15 protein-coding genes and 1 pseudogene are annotated in these 16,189 nt (G+C 61.8%); 15 read left to right on the forward strand and 1 reads right to left on the reverse strand.

What is annotated here, in order from left to right:
* The first annotated feature begins 7 nt into the window (after positions 1-7).
* Together cobO and M3N55_RS02015 are read left to right on the forward strand one after the other, a co-directional pair.
* Positions 8-616: a cob(I)yrinic acid a,c-diamide adenosyltransferase gene (gene cobO / locus M3N55_RS02010; protein WP_249055861.1), complete on the forward strand. Its 609-nt coding sequence runs from the start codon at positions 8-10 to the stop codon at positions 614-616.
* Positions 617-891: 275 nt separating this feature from the next.
* Positions 892-2,337: a cobyric acid synthase gene (locus M3N55_RS02015; protein ID WP_249055916.1), complete on the forward strand. Its 1,446-nt coding sequence runs from the start codon at positions 892-894 to the stop codon at positions 2,335-2,337.
* Here the strand turns inward: M3N55_RS02015 and M3N55_RS02020 are convergent.
* Positions 2,334-3,365 (reverse strand): GlxA family transcriptional regulator, encoded by a 1,032-nt coding sequence (locus tag M3N55_RS02020; RefSeq protein WP_249055864.1) that lies wholly within the window; start codon positions 3,363-3,365, stop codon positions 2,334-2,336. The genes M3N55_RS02015 and M3N55_RS02020 overlap by 4 nt on opposite strands.
* Positions 3,366-3,543: 178 nt before the next feature.
* Between M3N55_RS02020 and M3N55_RS02025 the strand changes: the two genes are divergently transcribed.
* The 13 genes and pseudogenes from M3N55_RS02025 to M3N55_RS02085 form a co-directional block, all read left to right on the forward strand.
* A complete protein-coding gene (locus M3N55_RS02025; RefSeq protein WP_249055866.1) occupies positions 3,544-4,788 on the forward strand; it encodes an ABC transporter substrate-binding protein in 1,245 nt (414 codons plus the stop codon).
* A gap of 91 nt (positions 4,789-4,879) precedes the next feature.
* Positions 4,880-6,151: a branched-chain amino acid ABC transporter permease gene (locus M3N55_RS02030; RefSeq protein WP_249055868.1), complete on the forward strand. Its 1,272-nt coding sequence runs from the start codon at positions 4,880-4,882 to the stop codon at positions 6,149-6,151.
* A 1-nt stretch (position 6,152) separates the two neighbouring features.
* Positions 6,153-7,352 (forward strand): branched-chain amino acid ABC transporter permease, encoded by a 1,200-nt coding sequence (locus tag M3N55_RS02035; protein ID WP_249055869.1) that lies wholly within the window; start codon positions 6,153-6,155, stop codon positions 7,350-7,352.
* Positions 7,349-8,083, forward strand: a complete 735-nt coding sequence (locus M3N55_RS02040) for an ABC transporter ATP-binding protein (RefSeq protein WP_249055871.1) — start codon at positions 7,349-7,351, stop codon at positions 8,081-8,083. Before M3N55_RS02035 ends, M3N55_RS02040 begins: the two co-directional genes overlap by 4 nt.
* On the forward strand, positions 8,080-8,793 hold the full coding sequence (locus M3N55_RS02045) for a branched-chain amino acid ABC transporter ATP-binding protein (RefSeq protein WP_249055872.1): 714 nt from the start codon (positions 8,080-8,082) through the stop codon (positions 8,791-8,793). The genes M3N55_RS02040 and M3N55_RS02045 overlap by 4 nt, the downstream gene beginning before the upstream one ends.
* The gene (locus tag M3N55_RS02050) at positions 8,790-10,124 is read left to right on the forward strand and encodes an aminotransferase family protein (RefSeq protein WP_428982578.1); all 1,335 of its coding nucleotides are present in this window, start codon (positions 8,790-8,792) and stop codon (positions 10,122-10,124) included. The genes M3N55_RS02045 and M3N55_RS02050 overlap by 4 nt, the downstream gene beginning before the upstream one ends.
* A gap of 3 nt (positions 10,125-10,127) precedes the next feature.
* Entirely contained in the window at positions 10,128-11,054 is a 927-nt protein-coding gene (gene kce / locus M3N55_RS02055) for a 3,5-dioxohexanoate:acetyl-CoA acetone transferase (RefSeq protein ID WP_249055874.1), read from the forward strand.
* Positions 11,041-11,514 (forward strand): GNAT family N-acetyltransferase, encoded by a 474-nt coding sequence (locus tag M3N55_RS02060; protein ID WP_249055876.1) that lies wholly within the window; start codon positions 11,041-11,043, stop codon positions 11,512-11,514. The genes kce and M3N55_RS02060 overlap by 14 nt, the downstream gene beginning before the upstream one ends.
* A complete protein-coding gene (locus M3N55_RS02065) occupies positions 11,511-12,539 on the forward strand; it encodes a histone deacetylase family protein (protein WP_249055878.1) in 1,029 nt (342 codons plus the stop codon). Before M3N55_RS02060 ends, M3N55_RS02065 begins: the two co-directional genes overlap by 4 nt.
* The gene (locus tag M3N55_RS02070) at positions 12,536-13,570 is read left to right on the forward strand and encodes a dipeptide epimerase (RefSeq protein WP_249055880.1); all 1,035 of its coding nucleotides are present in this window, start codon (positions 12,536-12,538) and stop codon (positions 13,568-13,570) included. Before M3N55_RS02065 ends, M3N55_RS02070 begins: the two co-directional genes overlap by 4 nt.
* Positions 13,563-14,597 (forward strand): N-acetyltransferase DgcN family protein, encoded by a 1,035-nt coding sequence (locus M3N55_RS02075; protein ID WP_249055881.1) that lies wholly within the window; start codon positions 13,563-13,565, stop codon positions 14,595-14,597. The genes M3N55_RS02070 and M3N55_RS02075 overlap by 8 nt, the downstream gene beginning before the upstream one ends.
* Before the next feature lie 4 nt (positions 14,598-14,601).
* A complete protein-coding gene (locus M3N55_RS02080) occupies positions 14,602-15,615 on the forward strand; it encodes a C45 family autoproteolytic acyltransferase/hydrolase (protein ID WP_249055883.1) in 1,014 nt (337 codons plus the stop codon).
* 446 nt (positions 15,616-16,061) lie between these two features.
* Positions 16,062-16,189, forward strand: a pseudogene (locus M3N55_RS02085) (IS3 family transposase); the annotation flags it as partial.

Consider the following 16,189-nt stretch of genomic DNA (forward strand, 5'->3'; position numbering starts at 1 on the left):
ACACGCCATGGACGACACCGCCCGCCGCCACAACGAAAAGATGAAGCGCATCAAGGAAGCGCGCGACAAGATTATGGAAACAAAGACCGAAGAACGCGGTCTGATTATGATCCATACCGGCAATGGCAAGGGCAAATCCTCGTCCGGGTTCGGGATGATCATGCGCTGCATCGCGCACGGTATTCCGTGTTCTGTGGTGCAGTTCATCAAGGGCGGTTGGCAGACCGGCGAAAAGATGTTCCTGCGCGAGCGGTTCCCCGACGAGTGCCGGTTCTTCGTATCGGGCGAAGGCTTCACATGGGAAACGCAGGACCGCGACCGCGACGTGGCGGCGGCCCAAAACGGCTGGAGGATCGCACAAGAACAAATCCTCGACCCCGCAATAGGGTTCGTGTTGTTGGACGAGATCAATATCGCGCTGCGCTATGACTATCTGGATATCGATGAAGTGGTCGGGTTTCTGCAAACCCGCAAGCCGGTCATGACCCATGTCTGCCTGACCGGGCGCAATGCAAAGCCGGAATTGTTGGAAGCCGCTGATCTTGTGACCGAAATGACGCTCTTGAAACACCCGTTCAAGGATGGTGTGAAAGCCCAGAAGGGTATCGAGTTCTGACAGGTCGCATGGGGGCTTTGCCCCCGCCGCGCGTGCCGCGCGCCTCCCCCAGGATATTTTTGCAAGGATGAAAAGGCTTTGTTTACTTTTTTGGGTCAGGGTGGAGTTGCGGCACAGGGAGGGATCCCGATGACCGCCAAGGGTGAAAGCACCGCGTCCGGCTTGGGTTTTCAGCTTAGGGCGCGGTGCCGCCGCCCCGGCCCTCTTCATCCTTGCTTAAATATCCCCGCCGGAGGCGCATGTCAGCCATTCCGCGCAAGTGGTGGCTTGGGACGATGACCGCGTTGATGATTCAAGGCACCGGCAGCAATGTGGGCAAATCCTTGTTGGTGGCGGGACTGTGCCGCGCGGCGCGGCGGCGCGGGCTGTCGGTGGTCCCTTTCAAGCCGCAGAACATGTCGAACAATGCCGCCGTTACCGCCGATGGGGGGGAGATCGGTCGCGCGCAGGCGCTTCAGGCGCGCGCTGCGGGGTTGGAGCCTGTGGTTGATATGAATCCGGTGCTGCTGAAGCCGGAAAGCGAGACTGGCGCACAAGTGATTGTGCAGGGACACCGTCTGACCAGCACGCAAGCGGGCGACTATGCCGCGCTAAGACCGCGCCTTTTGGGCTATGTCATGGATAGTTTCAATCGCTTGCGCGAAGCCCATGATCTGGTTCTGGTTGAAGGCGCGGGCAGCCCCGCAGAGGTTAATCTGCGCGCAAATGACATTGCCAATATGGGCTTTGCGCGCGCCGCCGATGTTCCGGTGGTGTTGGCGGGCGACATTGATCGTGGCGGCGTGATCGCGCAGATTGTGGGCACGCAGGCGGTGCTGGACCAAGGCGATGCCGCGCAGATCGTTGGCTTTCTTATCAACCGGTTTCGCGGCGATCCTCGCCTGTTCGACGATGGTTATGTCCAGATAGCGGAGCGGACGGGGTGGCGCGGTTACGGTGTTTGTCCGTGGTTCGCCGATGCCTGGAAACTGCCGGCCGAGGATGCGCTGGACCTGTTTGCCCCGGCGCGCCCGTCGGGACTGCATATCGTGTGTCTGGCCCTGTCCCGAATCGCTAATTTCGACGATCTGGACCCTTTGGCGCAGGAACCGGGCGTGCGGCTGACCTTGCTTGGTCCCGGTCGTGCCATTCCCGGCGATGCGGATTTGGTGATCGTGCCGGGGACCAAATCCACCCGTGCTGATCTTGCCTTCTTGCGGGCGCAGGGGTGGGATGTCGATCTGATGGCGCATTATCGGCGCGGCGGGCATGTGCTTGGCATTTGCGGCGGCTACCAGATGCTGGGGCGGTCCGTGGCCGACCCACAGGGGCTGGAGGGCGCGCCGGGCCTTACGCCCGGCCTTGGTTTGTTGGAGATTGACACCGTCATGACCGGCGACAAGCGCCTGACCCGTGTGCAAGGCGCGCATGTCGCGTCCGGGCAGCCGCTGGACGGCTATGAAATTCATCTGGGGCGCAGTCACGGTGCGGATTTGGCCCGGCCTTTTGCCTTGGTTGACGGCGTGGCCGAAGGAGCGGTCAGCGCGGATGGGCGTGTTGCCGGAACCTATCTGCATGGCATGTTCGCGGGCGATGCGTTTCGCGCGGCATGGTTGGCCAGCTTGGGTGGGGTCGCCTCGGATGCCAGTTTTGGCAAAACGGTCGACGCGACGCTCGACGCGCTGGCCGACCATCTGGAGGCATCGCTGGACGTGGATGGCTTGCTGGCCGCCGCGCGTTAACCTTTTTCCGCCTGTGCCCATCGCCGAATGTCACCGGGCGTGGCAGAAAGCTTGCGGCGGCACAGATCGGCCAGATTGGCCCCGCTGGAAAACCCGGTCGCATAGGCGATAGACGTGATCGAGCGCCGCGTATTGCGCAGCATCCAGACCGCTGCGCGCAGCTTTGTTTCGATGACATAAGCCTTTGGCGAACAGCCGACATGGGCGCGAAACAGGCGCAGGAAATGCCGTTCGCTCAGCCCTAACATACGGGCCAGTGCCGCAATTTCGGGCGTCTGGCCGGATTGCGCATCCAGAATGACCAGAGCGCGCTGGATGCGCGGATCATCAATGCCGGAATGGTCGGTCGGGGTAACGGCGTCGGGCGATCCATCGCCGGCGGGAAGGGTCATCTGGTGATGAACCTTGGCACTTTTGTCTGGCCCAAGATGTTGCGCGATCACCTGACGCATCAGCGACAGGATCGACACGCCCCCCAGCACAGTCGATACCCCCCCGGCGCGGTGAAAATCGCGGTTGGGCACGAAGCGGAAGCCGGGATAGGCCAGTTCGAAATGCTCTCTGTGGTAGGGATGAATGCAAACCGATTTTCCGTCGAGCAGGCCAAGCCCCGCCAGAACGAAACTGCCGGTGCAGACCCCATGGACCGGCACGCCCGCGCGGTGCGCGGCACGGATAAACGCGGAATGCTGGCTTGGTGCGGTGTCAAGATCGCGCAATAGCCCGCCAATGACGAAGAGATGGTCAAATCTGCTGGGTGCGACATAATCCGAGCTGGGCGAGATAGCCACCCCGCAACTGGAGCGCATCGCGACGTTCACAGGCCCGATCACATCCCAGCGTGCATAGCGCGGGTTGGAATCGTCGCCGTGATCGCCAGCGTGACGCAGGCTTTCCACCAGCCCCGCAAAAGACATTAGCGGAAAACTGGGCCAAAGCAGGATGCCGACCCTTAGCGCATCGACCGGCTGTGCAGGGTTTTCTGCCTGCTTCTTGGTCGTCAGTGGGTCTAATCTGCCCGATTTCATGCTGCGCTTTACAGAAATGTCTGAATTCAGATGAATATGGCGGATACACGAAAGACAGCCCTTTGGCAACTGCCGCACGATTTTGCATCGGCCTGCGATGGGTCGGCAACCCGGCGTCTGACCGGGAGCATTCAACAAAGGGGCCGATTTGGCCCCACAATGTCAGGGAGCGTTCATTATGAAAACTTCGACCTTGCGCCGCCATCTCATGTTGTCGGCGGCGGCATTTGCCCTTGGGGCAGGTGCGGCCAATGCGCAGGACTGCCCCATAAAGATTGGTGGCCTTGCACCACTATCAGCCCCCGGCACCGTGGTCGGCGGCGAAGCCATGCGCGACGCGATGATGATCGCGGAAGCCGACATCAACGCCGCAGGTGGGGTTCTGGGCTGCGACATAGAGGTGGTGATCGCCGATACCGAAGGCTTGCCCGAGCGGGCAATTGCGGTCATGGAACGCCTGATTACACAAGACGGTGTCGTTGCGGTGGGCGGCGGGTATCACAGTTCGGTGGGTGTTGCGTCCAAGGACGTGGCCGATGCGCGCGGTATCCCGGTGGTGTTTGCCGAGACGTGGAACGACACCATTACCGGCGACAAGCAGAAACATATTTTCCGTATCGCGCCGCTCTCGTCCTGGACCTCTAACGTCAACTGGCAATTTGCGCTGACCTTGCCGGGGATCGAAAAGGTCGTGATCCTGACCGAGAACACCGATTACGGCATTCCCGCCAGTCAGGAAACCGCGAAGGGTCTGGAATCTGGTGGCGTGGCCAGCACGATTTTCTCGGTCGATATCGGCACGCAGGATTACGCGGGCATTGTCGAACGGATCAAGGCTGAAGACCCCGACATGATTATCACGCTGGTCACGGGGGAAGCCGCGTTCAACTTTACCCAGCAGGCCGCCGATGCAGGCATTGGCCCGATGGACCTGCCGTTCCAGACAGGGCAGGACGCGCTGGAATCGGGCACTTACTGGACCAACGTGCCGGATGGGCAATATGCGTTTGTGCAGCGTATTGGCGTGCCGGAAAGCCAGTTCACCGAGAAGGGCCGCGCTTTTGCGGCGGTCTATAAGGAAAAGACCGGCAAATCCGATGTCGAGAGCTACGCGATGGAAGCGTATGATTCGATTGCTGTTCTGGCGCAGGCCATCAACGAAGCGGGCACCACCGATGGCAGTTCCATCGTGACCGCTCTGGAAAACATCAGCCATGAGGGCACTTTGGGCCGGATCTATTTCGATTACGGCCTGAAGCGCGACCCGTCCGAGGATGGCAAGGGCGATGAATGGTGGCACCAGTGGCCCGACCCGGCGATCACCATCATCCAGTTTCAGGAAGAAGGCCAGGCTTCGAGCGAGGCGGCCATCGTCTATCCTGAAGCCTACAAGACCGCCGAACCGATCTGGGTAAACCAGTAACAACCAGACAGGGCGCGGGCTGTTTTCCCCGCGCCCTGCTTGACGGCACAGGCTTCGGGCCATGCACCCGAAGCGCAACGGGGGACCATCCGTGCAGACACCTGAAATTTTCTGGGGCGTCATCCTTTGGATGACAGTCTGGGGCGTGCTTGGCAGTGTGTTGCTGCGGCGGCGCTACTTCTCGCGCGATCTGGACACGTCGAACGTGAATTTCGCGGGCGCCATGGCTGGCGCAGCCCTTGGCCCGATTGGGGTGGCTGTGCTTTGGGCGCGCACGCCGAAACTGTCGGGGCGGATCACAACCTTTCTGGGCCTGACAGCGGTGGTGCTGATCGCGGCGGCATTTTCCTTTGCAGACCCGGAAAACAACTGCGTGGCCAATGGCGCGTTTCGGGCCAGTCAGTTCACCAACGGGCTGATTATTGGCATTATCTACGGCTTCATGGCGCTGGGCCTGACGCTGATCTTTTCCATCCTTGGCGTGGTCAGTTTTGCCCATGGCGAGTTTTACATGATCGGCGGAATGCTGGTTTATTACATCACCGTGGTCTGGTTTCCGGGTGTTAACCCGCTTCTTGGGGTGATGGGGGCGTGTTGCCTTGCCTTTTGCATCGGAGCGCTGTTCGAGCGCGCCATGCTGACACCCATGTATACCGGCAAGATCGACCGGCCTGTGGAATACGGCATTCTCGCCACCTTCGGACTGGCCTTCACGTTACAGTATTTCGTGCAGGCGCTGCATGGCGCAAGCCCGGTCAAGGTTCAGCGTTACATTGATTTCCCGCGCTGGGAGTTTCCGGCAGGCGCAGAATCGCCGCTCATCGAGACGCGGCGCGGCAACCTGACGCTGTTCGACACGGTCTCTATTTCCAACCCGCGTTTTATTGCGGCCGTGACCTGTATTCTTGTGTTGCTGGCGCTGCTGTATCTGCTGCACCGCACCTGGACCGGCAAGGCGCTGCGCGCTGTCAGCCAGGACCGAGAGGCGGCGGCGATTGCAGGCATTGACCCCAACCGCATGAATATGCTGGCTTTTGCGCTTGGCGGCATGATCGCGGCGCTGGCGGGTGCGTTGCTGGTGCAGGCGTTTTCATGGTTGCCGCAGGTCGGCGCGATCCCGGCCATGCGGTCTTTCGTGATCGTGGTTCTGGGCGGGCTTGGGTCACTACCCGGCGCGTTCATCGGCGGCATACTGGTCGGGCTGGTCGAAGCGGCGGGCACAGGCTGCATACCCGACGCGCAAAAGGCCGCCAGCTACATTCCGGCTTATGGAATGATCGTTCTGACACTGACGCTGCTGCTGCGGCCCACGGGGCTGTTCGGGCGGCGCTTCGCCTCTGGCGCGCATGGGCAGGGGGGCTGATATGGCACGAATTCCACATATCGCAGGGCTGCTTCTGATCGCGTTCTTCCTGGCCTTTCCGTTGGTCTATACCGGCGCGAATTACGACTATGTCATGCATGTGCTGATAACAGGCTTCTTCTATGCGATCCTGGCCTCAAGCTGGTCCATGCTGGCGGGCTATGCCGGGCAATTCAGCTTCGGTCATATGGCTTTCATGGGGATCGGGGCGTATGGCACGGCGTTGTTTTGTCATTACTTCTACATCACCGAAGCGCCGACCGGCATCTGCACGGAATTCGGGTTCTTCGGCAACTGGCTGGTCATCAAAAACGCGATCGGCGTCACCTCTACCACCCTGACGCAGGATTGTTTGCAACAGGCGATTGACGGCTGGGGCGACACGGTGCGCGTCTGGCGCATGCCGGTGTTGTTGGGGATTATCCTTGGCACATTGGCAGGCGGGCTTGCCGGGCTGCTGGTTGGGTTGCTGGTGCTGCGCCTGCGCGCGGCCTATCTGGCCCTGTTCACGCTTGGGTTTTCGGAGATCATCAAGGCGATCATCTCTGCCGAAATCGACATCACGCGCGGGCAGGCGGGTTTGGTGCTGCCCCCGTTATACGGTGAGGGGCTGAACCTGTTCGGATTGCAATTCGGCCAAACCGACAAAATACCACCCTATTACACCATGTTCGCGCTGCTGCTGGCCTGCCTTGCCATTCTGACATGGCTGTCGCGCTCACGTTTCGGGCTGTTCGTGCGCGCCCTGCGCGAGGATGCGGATGCAGCCGCTGCCTTGGGCGTGAATACCACGCGCTATAAGGTGATCGTGTTCACCATTACCACCGCCATGGCGGCGGCGGCGGGCGCGGTGCAGGCGCATTACGTCCAGATTGTAACGCCCAACATGTTGTTCTTGCTGCAAATGTCGCTTGTTGTGGCGATGGCGGTCATTGGCGGGGTCGAAAACTTCGTCGCCGCGGCATTGGGCGCGATCTTTTTGCAGATCATGCTGGAACTGTTGCGCACCTCGTTCAGCATTGGCGGCATAGAGGTGGACATGACCGTCTGGCGGCTGGTGTTCTTCGGGGTCTTGCTCATGCTGGTGCTACGCTTTGCGCGCAACGGTTTGCTTGCGCCGTTGATAGACCGGTTCGCGCGCATTGGCGTGGCCGAAGAAACCATCGCCAAACGTAAAGCCCGACAGGAGGCGCAGTCATGATCCAGTTGAAAGTGACCAATCTGGAAAAACGCTTCGGCGGCAATCATGTGTTGAAAGGGGTGAACCTTGACGTAAACGGCCCGGAACTGATTGGCGTGCTTGGCCCGAATGGCGCGGGCAAAACCACCTTGACCAATATTCTGGACGGCGCAATCAAACCTACATCCGGCACGGTGTATCTGAATGGCCAGCGCATTGACCAGCTTGCGCCCTATGAAGTTGCGCGCGCAGGTCTTGGGCGCACATTTCAGGTCACGCGCAGTTTCCGGCGGATGACGGTTCTGGAAAACCTGTATGTGCCGGCGCTTGCGATGGGCCATATGAACCAGGGCCGCGCCCTGACGGAAAAAGCGATGGAGGTGCTGGAGTTTCTGACCATTGACCATTTACGCAACGAATACGCGCGGGCGCTGTCTGGCGGACAACAAAAGCTGCTGGAACTGGGGCGGCTGTTAATGCTGAACCCCGATGTCATCATTCTGGATGAACCCTTTGCAGGTGTTCACCCCAAGCTGATGGAAGTGATCTATGCGTATATCCGCCGCATGAAGGCCGAGGGGAAGGCGATCATCCTGATTTCGCACCAGATGGATGCGATTTTCGCGCTGTCGGAACGGCTTATCGTGCTGAATTTCGGCGTGCTCATTGCCGATGGCGCGCCGGATGCGGTCAAGAACGATCCCGCCGTGATCGAAGCCTATCTGGGCAAAGACGAAGAGGATGCAGCATGACCGACACTGTTCTGGAATTGCGTGACATGTCGGTGGGCTATTACCGCGATCTCAACATTCTGTCCGACCTGAACCTGATCGCGCGGCGCGGGCAGATTACCACCATTCTGGGCGCAAATGGTGTGGGCAAATCCACCGCGCTGAAAGCGGCCTTCGGGTTCTTGCGACCGTTTCAGGGCGATGTGGTGCTGGGCGGCAAAAGCATTATCGACATTCCCACGTTCAAACGTATCAATGAAGGGCTGGCCTATATCCCGCAACAACCGGGCGTCTTCAAGGACATGACAGTCGAGGAAAACCTTGAACTTGGCGCATGGACCTTCCGGCGTGATACGGCCCAGATCAAACGCAAGATAGAAGCCAATTACCAGCGTTTTCCCATCCTGCGCGAAAAGCGCAAGCAGGCCACGGGCGAATTGTCGGGCGGGCAACAGCGCATGGTCGAAATTGGCCGCACCCTGATGGCAGAGCCGCAAATGTTGCTGGTCGATGAACCCACGGCGGGCCTGTCCAAGATATTGGCGCAGGAAGTGTATGACATGCTGACCGGCTTGCGCGACGAAGGGCTGACCATTCTGTTGGTCGATCAGGAAATTCGTCAAGCGCTGAAAATTGCTGATTACGTCTATGTTCTGGAACTGGGACGCAACAAGTTTGAAGGCCCGGCCAGCGAGTTTACCGATTTGGAAAAAGCCTTCTGGGTGGCATGATGGACGGGCAAACGCGACTGTTCTACGGCACGCGGCGGCGCAGGCCGAAACTGGCCCGTGCCGAAGGGGCTTATATCTGGGACGTGGACGGGCGGCGCTGGCTGGACGGCTCATCGGGCGCAATGGTCTGCAATATCGGGCATTCCAACCCCCGCGTGCTGGATGCCATGCGCGCGCAGATGGAGATTGCCACCTTCGGCTACCGGCTGCACTTTGAGACAGAGCCGTCCGAGCGCTTGGCCGACCGGCTGGCCCAAGCGGCCCCGGATGGGCTGGGGCGGGTGTTCTTCACTTCTGGCGGGTCCGAAGCCGTTGAATCGGCGCTGAAACTCGCGCGCAGCCACGCGCTGGCCGTGGGGCAGGGGCAGCGCTGGAAGGTGATCTCGCGTTTTCCGGCCTATCACGGTTGCACGCTGGGGGCGCTGTCGGTCACAGGCTACGCGCCGATGACCGCGCCTTATGCGCCGATGATGGTGCAGATGCCGAAAATCCCCGCCCCGCGCGCATGGCTGGACGGGCGGCCTTTGGATGACCCGGCCACGGGCCAGCATTACGCCGACATGCTGGAAGCGCGGATACTCGAAGAAGGCCCGGAAACCGTGCTGGCTTTCATCGTGGAACCGGTGGGCGGCGCCTCGACCGGCGCGCTGGTGCCGCCTGCGGGCTATATGGCGCGCATCCGCGACATCTGCGACCGCTACGGCGTGCTGCTGATTCATGACGAGGTGATCTCTGGCGGCGGGCGCTTGGGCCGCTGGTTCGCGGGCGATCATTGGGGCGTGGTGCCCGATATGATAACCATCTCCAAGGGGTTCGGGTCGGGCTACATGCCGCTGGGCGCGCTGATCGCCAAGGACAGTATTGCCGAAACTGTGCTGGACCATGGCAGCTACCCGCATGGCTTTACCTATGCGGGCAACCCCTTGGCCTGTGCCGCCGGGCTGGCGGTCATGGATGTCATCGAAGACGACGGCCTGATGCCCAATGCCATGGCCATGGGCGAGCAGCTTGCCGCCCGCCTGCGCGCATTAATGCAGCGGTATGGCTTTATCGGCGATGTGCGCGGCATGGGGCTGCTGCAAGCGTTCGAGCTGGTGTCGGACCGCGACAGCCGCGCGCCCTTGCCTGCCGCGCTGAACGCCTATGATACACTGGTCGAAGCCGCCTATGACGAGGGGCTTATCATCTATGCGCGCCGCTCGCGCGGGGGGCATTCGGGCGATCATTTTATCGTCGCACCGCCGATGATCGTGACCGAAGCGCAGATCGACGAGATCATTGAAAAGCTGACCCGCGCCTTGGACCGCTTTGCGCAAGGCGCGGGGCTGTAACCCATGGACAAACTGATCCTGACCTGCGCCGTGACCGGGTCCATCCACACGCCCAGCATGTCGCCTGCCTTGCCCTTCACGGCGGAAGATATTGCGCGCCAGGCGATAGAGGCGGCACAGGCGGGCGCGTCCATCCTGCACTTGCACGCGCGCGACCCAAACGACGGGCGGCCAAGCTGCACGCCCGCGCATTTCATGGGGTTCCTGCCGCAGATCGCGCAAGGCTGCGACGCGGTTGTGAACCTGTCCACCGGGGGCAGCGCCACCATGCCGCTGGAGGTGCGTCTGGCCGGGCCATTGGCCGCGCGCCCCGAGATGTGCTCGCTGAACATGGGCACGATGAATTTCGCGCTTTACCCGATGGCGGACCGTATTACCGAGTGGCGCTTTGACTGGGAAGAACCCTTCCTGCGCGGCACCGATGATCTGGTCTTCAAGAACACGCCCCGCGATATTGCAACTATCCTGCGCCAGATGGGGCAGGAACGCGGCGCACGGTTTGAATTTGAATGCTACGACACCGGCCATCTGGGGATGCTGGCGCATTTCCGCGACCGGGGGCTGATCGACGGGCCGATCTTTCTGCAATTCGTGTTTGGCGTGCTGGGCGGCATGGCCCCTTTGCCCGAAAACCTGACGCATATGAAACGGCTGGCTGACCAGTATTTCGGGACGGACTACCATTTCTCGGTTCTGGCGGCGGGCCGTCACCAGATGCAGTTCGCCACCATGGCCGTGGGCATGGGCGGGCATGTCCGCGTCGGGCTGGAAGATTGCCTGACCATATCGCGCGGGCAGTTGGCGCGCTCGAACGCCGAACAGGTCGAGAAGGTGCGCGGGCTGGTCGAAGGGCTTGGGCGCGAGATCGCGACGCCTGCGCAGGCGCGCGCCATGCTGAGGCTGAAAGGGACAGAGAATGTCGGGTTCTGACGCCCCCCGCTTGGCCGCGCCAGAGGATTTCGCGAATGTTCTGGGGGGCTTGCGCGCCTTGGCGGATGATCTGGACGATCCGTTCGCCATGCCCGAGGATGCCTTGCATAGCGCGCTGTTCGGGCCACAGCCCTTGGCCTTAGCGCTTGTTGCGGGCGGTCAGGGCGTGGCCCTTGTGCAACCGCAGATCAGCACCAGCGCGGGGGGCGTCTTGGCCTATGTCTCTGACCTGTGGGTGGCGCGGCGCGCGCGCGGCAGCGGGCTGGGGCGCAGGCTGTTGGCCAATGTTGCACGCGAAAGTGCCACCCGATGGGGCGCGCTTGGGCTGCGGCTTGCAGTCCATGACAGCAACACAAACGCCCGCGCGTTTTATGCCCGGATGGGCTTTGTTATCCATGGCCACGACCGGATTGCGCAGCTCAAGGGCGCAGAATTTGCCACGCTGAAAGCCACGCCATGAAAGCCTATTTGCACCCGGCGCAAAGCGCGCATAACCCCGCCCATTTCATGGCCAATGGCACGCGCCTGCCCAACCCGGAGGTGCCTGCGCGCATAGACATCTTGCGCGCAGGGGCCGAAGCCGCAGGCTGTGTGTTCGAAGCCCCGCAAGACCACGGCCAAGGTCCGATTGCCGCCATTCATAGCGCCGAGTATCTGACCTTTTTGCGCCATATCTACCCTCGCTGGCAGCGCATAGAGGGTGCCGGACCAGAGGTGATCCCGAATATCCACCCCGCCAACCGGACCGACAGCTACCCCAAATCGGCCATCGGGCAGGCGGGGTTCCATCAGGCCGACACGGCCTGTCCCATCGGTCCCGACACATGGCAGTCAGCCTATTGGTCGGCGCAGACAGCACTCAGCGCCGCGCAGGCTGTGGCCACGGGCACGCGCGCGGCCTATGCGCTCTGCCGTCCGCCGGGGCATCATGCCTTTGCCGATCTGGCGGGGGGATTCTGCTTTCTGAACAACGCCGCCATCGCGGCGCAAGCGTTGCGCGCGCGCGGCTTGCGCCCGGCGATCTTGGATATCGACGTGCACCATGGCAACGGGACGCAAGGCATATTCTACTACCGGGCCGATGTGCTGACGGTGTCGCTGCACGCAGACCCGGCGCGGTTTTACCCGTTTTTCTGGGGGCATGCGCAGGAACGCGGGGCAGGGGTGGGCTTGGGCGCAAACCTGAACCTGCCTTTGCCGCGCGGCACCGATGATACGGGCTTTCGCGCAGCCCTGGCCATCGCCTTGACCCGGATTGCAGGTTTCGGAGCCGATGTGATCGTGGTCGCCCTGGGCCTTGACGCGCATGAAGACGATCCGTTCGAAGGTTTGCACGTAACAACCCCCGGATTTCGCGCCATCGCCGCCGATATTGCCGCCCTTGGCCTGCCCTTGGTGTTGGTGCAAGAAGGCGGATATGTCAGCGACGCATTGGGCACGAACCTGACCTCTTTCCTGACCGGCATATCAGAGGGCCTCGCATGAAGATCGACTTCCAAACGCTGTATCTGAAAAAGCGCTTTCCCCTGCGCATTTCGCGCGGGGAAATCACCGGCGGAGAAAATCTGTTTTTGTCCGTCACCGATGGGGACCTGACAGGCTGGGGTGAAATGGCCCCCGGCGCGACCGAAGGCGCCGCCGATGTGGCCATGGGGCAGGCGCAGCTAGAGGCGTTCATCGCCCAAGGGCTGCCCGATGCGATCCACGACATCTGGGCGGCGGGCCATGCGGCAGGCGTGGGCGCCTGCGCCCTGGCCGCGCTGGACATGGCGCTGTGGGATTTGCGCGCGAAACAGGCCGGAATGCCGCTTTACCGCCTGCTGGGGCTGGCACGGCGCGGGGTGGTCAGTTCTTTGACCGTGGGGATCAACCCGCCCGATGTTGTGCGCGACCGCGTGCCGCTTTTGCTGGCCCAAGGCGCGCGGGCGCTGAAAGTGAAGCTGGGCAGCACGGACGGGATAGAGGCAGACAAGGCCATGTTCGCCGCCGTGCTGGAAGCCGCGCAAGGCAGCGGGGCCGCGCTGCGGGTCGATGCCAATGGCGGCTGGTCGCTGCGCGACGCGCGCCACATGATGGGGTGGCTGGCCGAACGCGGGGCGGAATATATCGAACAACCCTTGGTGCGCGGGGCCGAAGACCAGTTGCCGGAATTGTTCCGCGACCGTGCCTTGCGGATTTTCGTGGACGAATCCTGCCGTATGTCAGGCGATGTTCCCGGCTTTGCGCAGTGCGTGGACGGTGTGAACCTGAAGCTGATGAAATGCGGCGGCATTACCGAGGCGCTGCGCATTGTCGCCACCGCCCGCGCATATGGCTTGCAAACCATGATCGGCTGCATGGGCGAAAGTTCGATTTCCATCGCGGCGGGGGCATCGCTTTCGGCGCTGTTCGACTATATCGACCTCGACTCTCACCTGAATCTTGACCCGGACCCGGCCAGCGGCGCGCCATTCATCGATGGCATTACCCTGCCCGCTGACCGCCCCGGTCATGGTGGAGTGTTTGACCATGCTTGACCCGACCCTGCCCATCGCGCTCTTTGCCGAGGCGACCATGGGAACACTGAACGCCAAGATGTCCGAAGGCATCTTGCGCTATGGTCGCAACCCTGTCGTGGCGATCATTGACAGCACCAAGGCCGGGCTGCGTGCGCGCGACCTGTGCCCGATTGACAGCGATGTGCCGGTGGTGGCTGGCTTGGATGACGCCGCCCGCCTTGGCGCGCAGGTGGTGGTTCTGGGCACAGCCCCCTCTGGTGGGCGCGTGCCGCCCGATTGGATGGACATGCTGGACGACGCGGTAAAGCGCGGTCTGTCCATCGTGAACGGGATGCATGACCGGCTGGAACCGATGTTGGGGGGCACTCTGCGCCCCGGCCAATTCATCTGGGATGTGCGGGTGCCGCAAGGCGACATGCCGCCCATTGCCATGGGGCGCGCGGCAAGCCTGCGCAATACCCGTGTGCTGATGGTGGGCACCGATATGGCGATTGGCAAAATGACCGCCGGGCTGGAGCTGACCCGCAGCTTGCAAGGCTTGGGCCACGATGCCGCGTTTCTGGCCACGGGGCAGACCGGTATCACCATCACCGGCGCGGGCATTCCGCTGGATGCCGTGCGCGTGGATCATGCGGCGGGCATGGTCGAACGCATGGTGATGGAGCACGCGGCGCATGATGTGCTTGTGATTGAAGGGCAGGGGTCGCTGTTGCACCCCGGCAGCACCGCGACCTTGCCGCTGATGCGCGGCAGTGCCTGTAACGCGATGGTCCTGTGTCACCGCGCCGGAATGGAGGTGCTGGACACGCTGAATGAAACCCGCGTGCCGCCCTTGCGTGACGTGATCGCGCTGAACGAAGCCGTTGCCGGGGCGGCTGGCGCGCTGACGCCTGCGCGGGTGCGGACCATCGCCGTCAACACCGCGCGGATGGATGCGGATGCGGCGCGCGCTGCCATTGCCGCAATAGAGGACGAGACCGGCCTGCCCGCCGCAGACCCGGTGCGCAACGGGGCCGACAGGCTGGCGCGCGCGGTCATGGTCTAGGCACATGGCGTTCGAATTGGGTGATATTCGCGTTTCGGGATCGCCCAGGGAAATCGGGCGTCAACTTGGCCAAGCCGGCCGAAAGGCCGCGCATGACCTGCTGTTGACCACGCCCTATTGGGCAAATGTCACGCGGCCTGACCATGCCGCGACCGTAACCCGGCTTGGTCAGGCCACACGCGCGCGCTTTCCGACCATATGGCAGGAACTGCAAGGGCTTGCCGAAGGATTGGCGTTGCCCTTTGCCGATGTTCTGGCGTGGAATTGTCGCGGCGACCTGCTGGACAACACCGCCGATGGGTGCACCACGGTGCAACTGCCCGGCGCATCCCCGATGATCGGCCATAACGAAGATGGGTTGCCCCAGTTTCGCGGCCACGCCTTTCTGGCGCATGTAACGCCGGGCGATGCCCCCGGCTTTGTTGCGTTTTGCTATCCCGGTTCCTTGCCCGGCCATACCTTCGCAGCCACGCAAGCCGGGCTGGCGCAAGCGGTCAATAATATGCGCCTGACGGGGGTCGTGCCGACCATACCGCGCATGGTGCTGGGGCGTGCGCTGCTGGCCTGTCATAGCCTTGACCAAGCGGTGGCGCTGTTGTCGGACAGTCCGGATTGTGGCGGTTTTCACATGACATTGGGGCAGGCTGGCGCGGCGCAGTTGCGCAGCGTCGAGTTCGGGGCGGGTGCCGTCGCCGTCACAGGGATCGAGGCGCCGGCAATCCATGCCAATCATGCGCTGCATCTGAGCGTGCCGCAGATCGTGACTACGTCCTCGCGTGACCGGCAGCGCATCGGAGAGGCTCTGTTGGCCGAAGGCACCACCGACCCGATTGCGATTCTGCGCCATACCGGCGGGCCGGGATTGCCGATCCTGCGCACGGCCCCCGATGATCCCGATTGCGAAAATACTCTTGCGACTGCGCGCCTTGAACTTCATGCCGACCATATCGCGCTAAAGGTTCTGGACCAATCCGGCGCAGAAAGAGCCTTGCGAGTGAGCCGTCAAAATCCTGCCTAACACATCTTTTCCAGCGCGCATTTCTTGCTTTGCATGCGGGCTTTTCACCGGTTCAGGCTTGCGCGTGGTGCGGCCTGCAAGCAGGTGAAGCGAGCCTGCTGAGTGTAGCGCGACAGGGCTTCTTGCACAGTTTGACAGGGATATTTGCAGCAGGTCCGTTGCAGTAAACGGGTCTGTTTGGGCGGTCTTAAAGCCAATGTTCAAAGGTCCAGTGAAGCATAAATTCGATGATCTTCTTCAGCGAGCGGACTTGATGGTGTCTGCGGGGGAAGGCTTACGTTTTCTTGCACGCTTCCAGTCTGATTGGATTGTCCCGCGCTCTGTCAGATCAACTATCACGTCCTTTAATTCAGTTTGTTTCAGGTAGAGTTGCTGCTGCGCTAAAGCAGCAAGTTGAATCGCCCCGAGTTTGTCGGAGACCATCAACTTAAGTAAGGATGGTTGTGATGACAAAAAGCAAAATGGCAAATCGCTACTCACCCGAGGTCCGCGCACGGGCGGTCCGGATGGTGTTCGAGCATCAAGGCTCATACGAAACGCAGGCGGGCGCGATTGCGGCCATTGCACCTAAGAT

It is taken from the genome of Roseinatronobacter domitianus (assembly GCF_023336755.1).
Classification (GTDB): domain Bacteria; phylum Pseudomonadota; class Alphaproteobacteria; order Rhodobacterales; family Rhodobacteraceae; genus Roseinatronobacter; species Roseinatronobacter domitianus.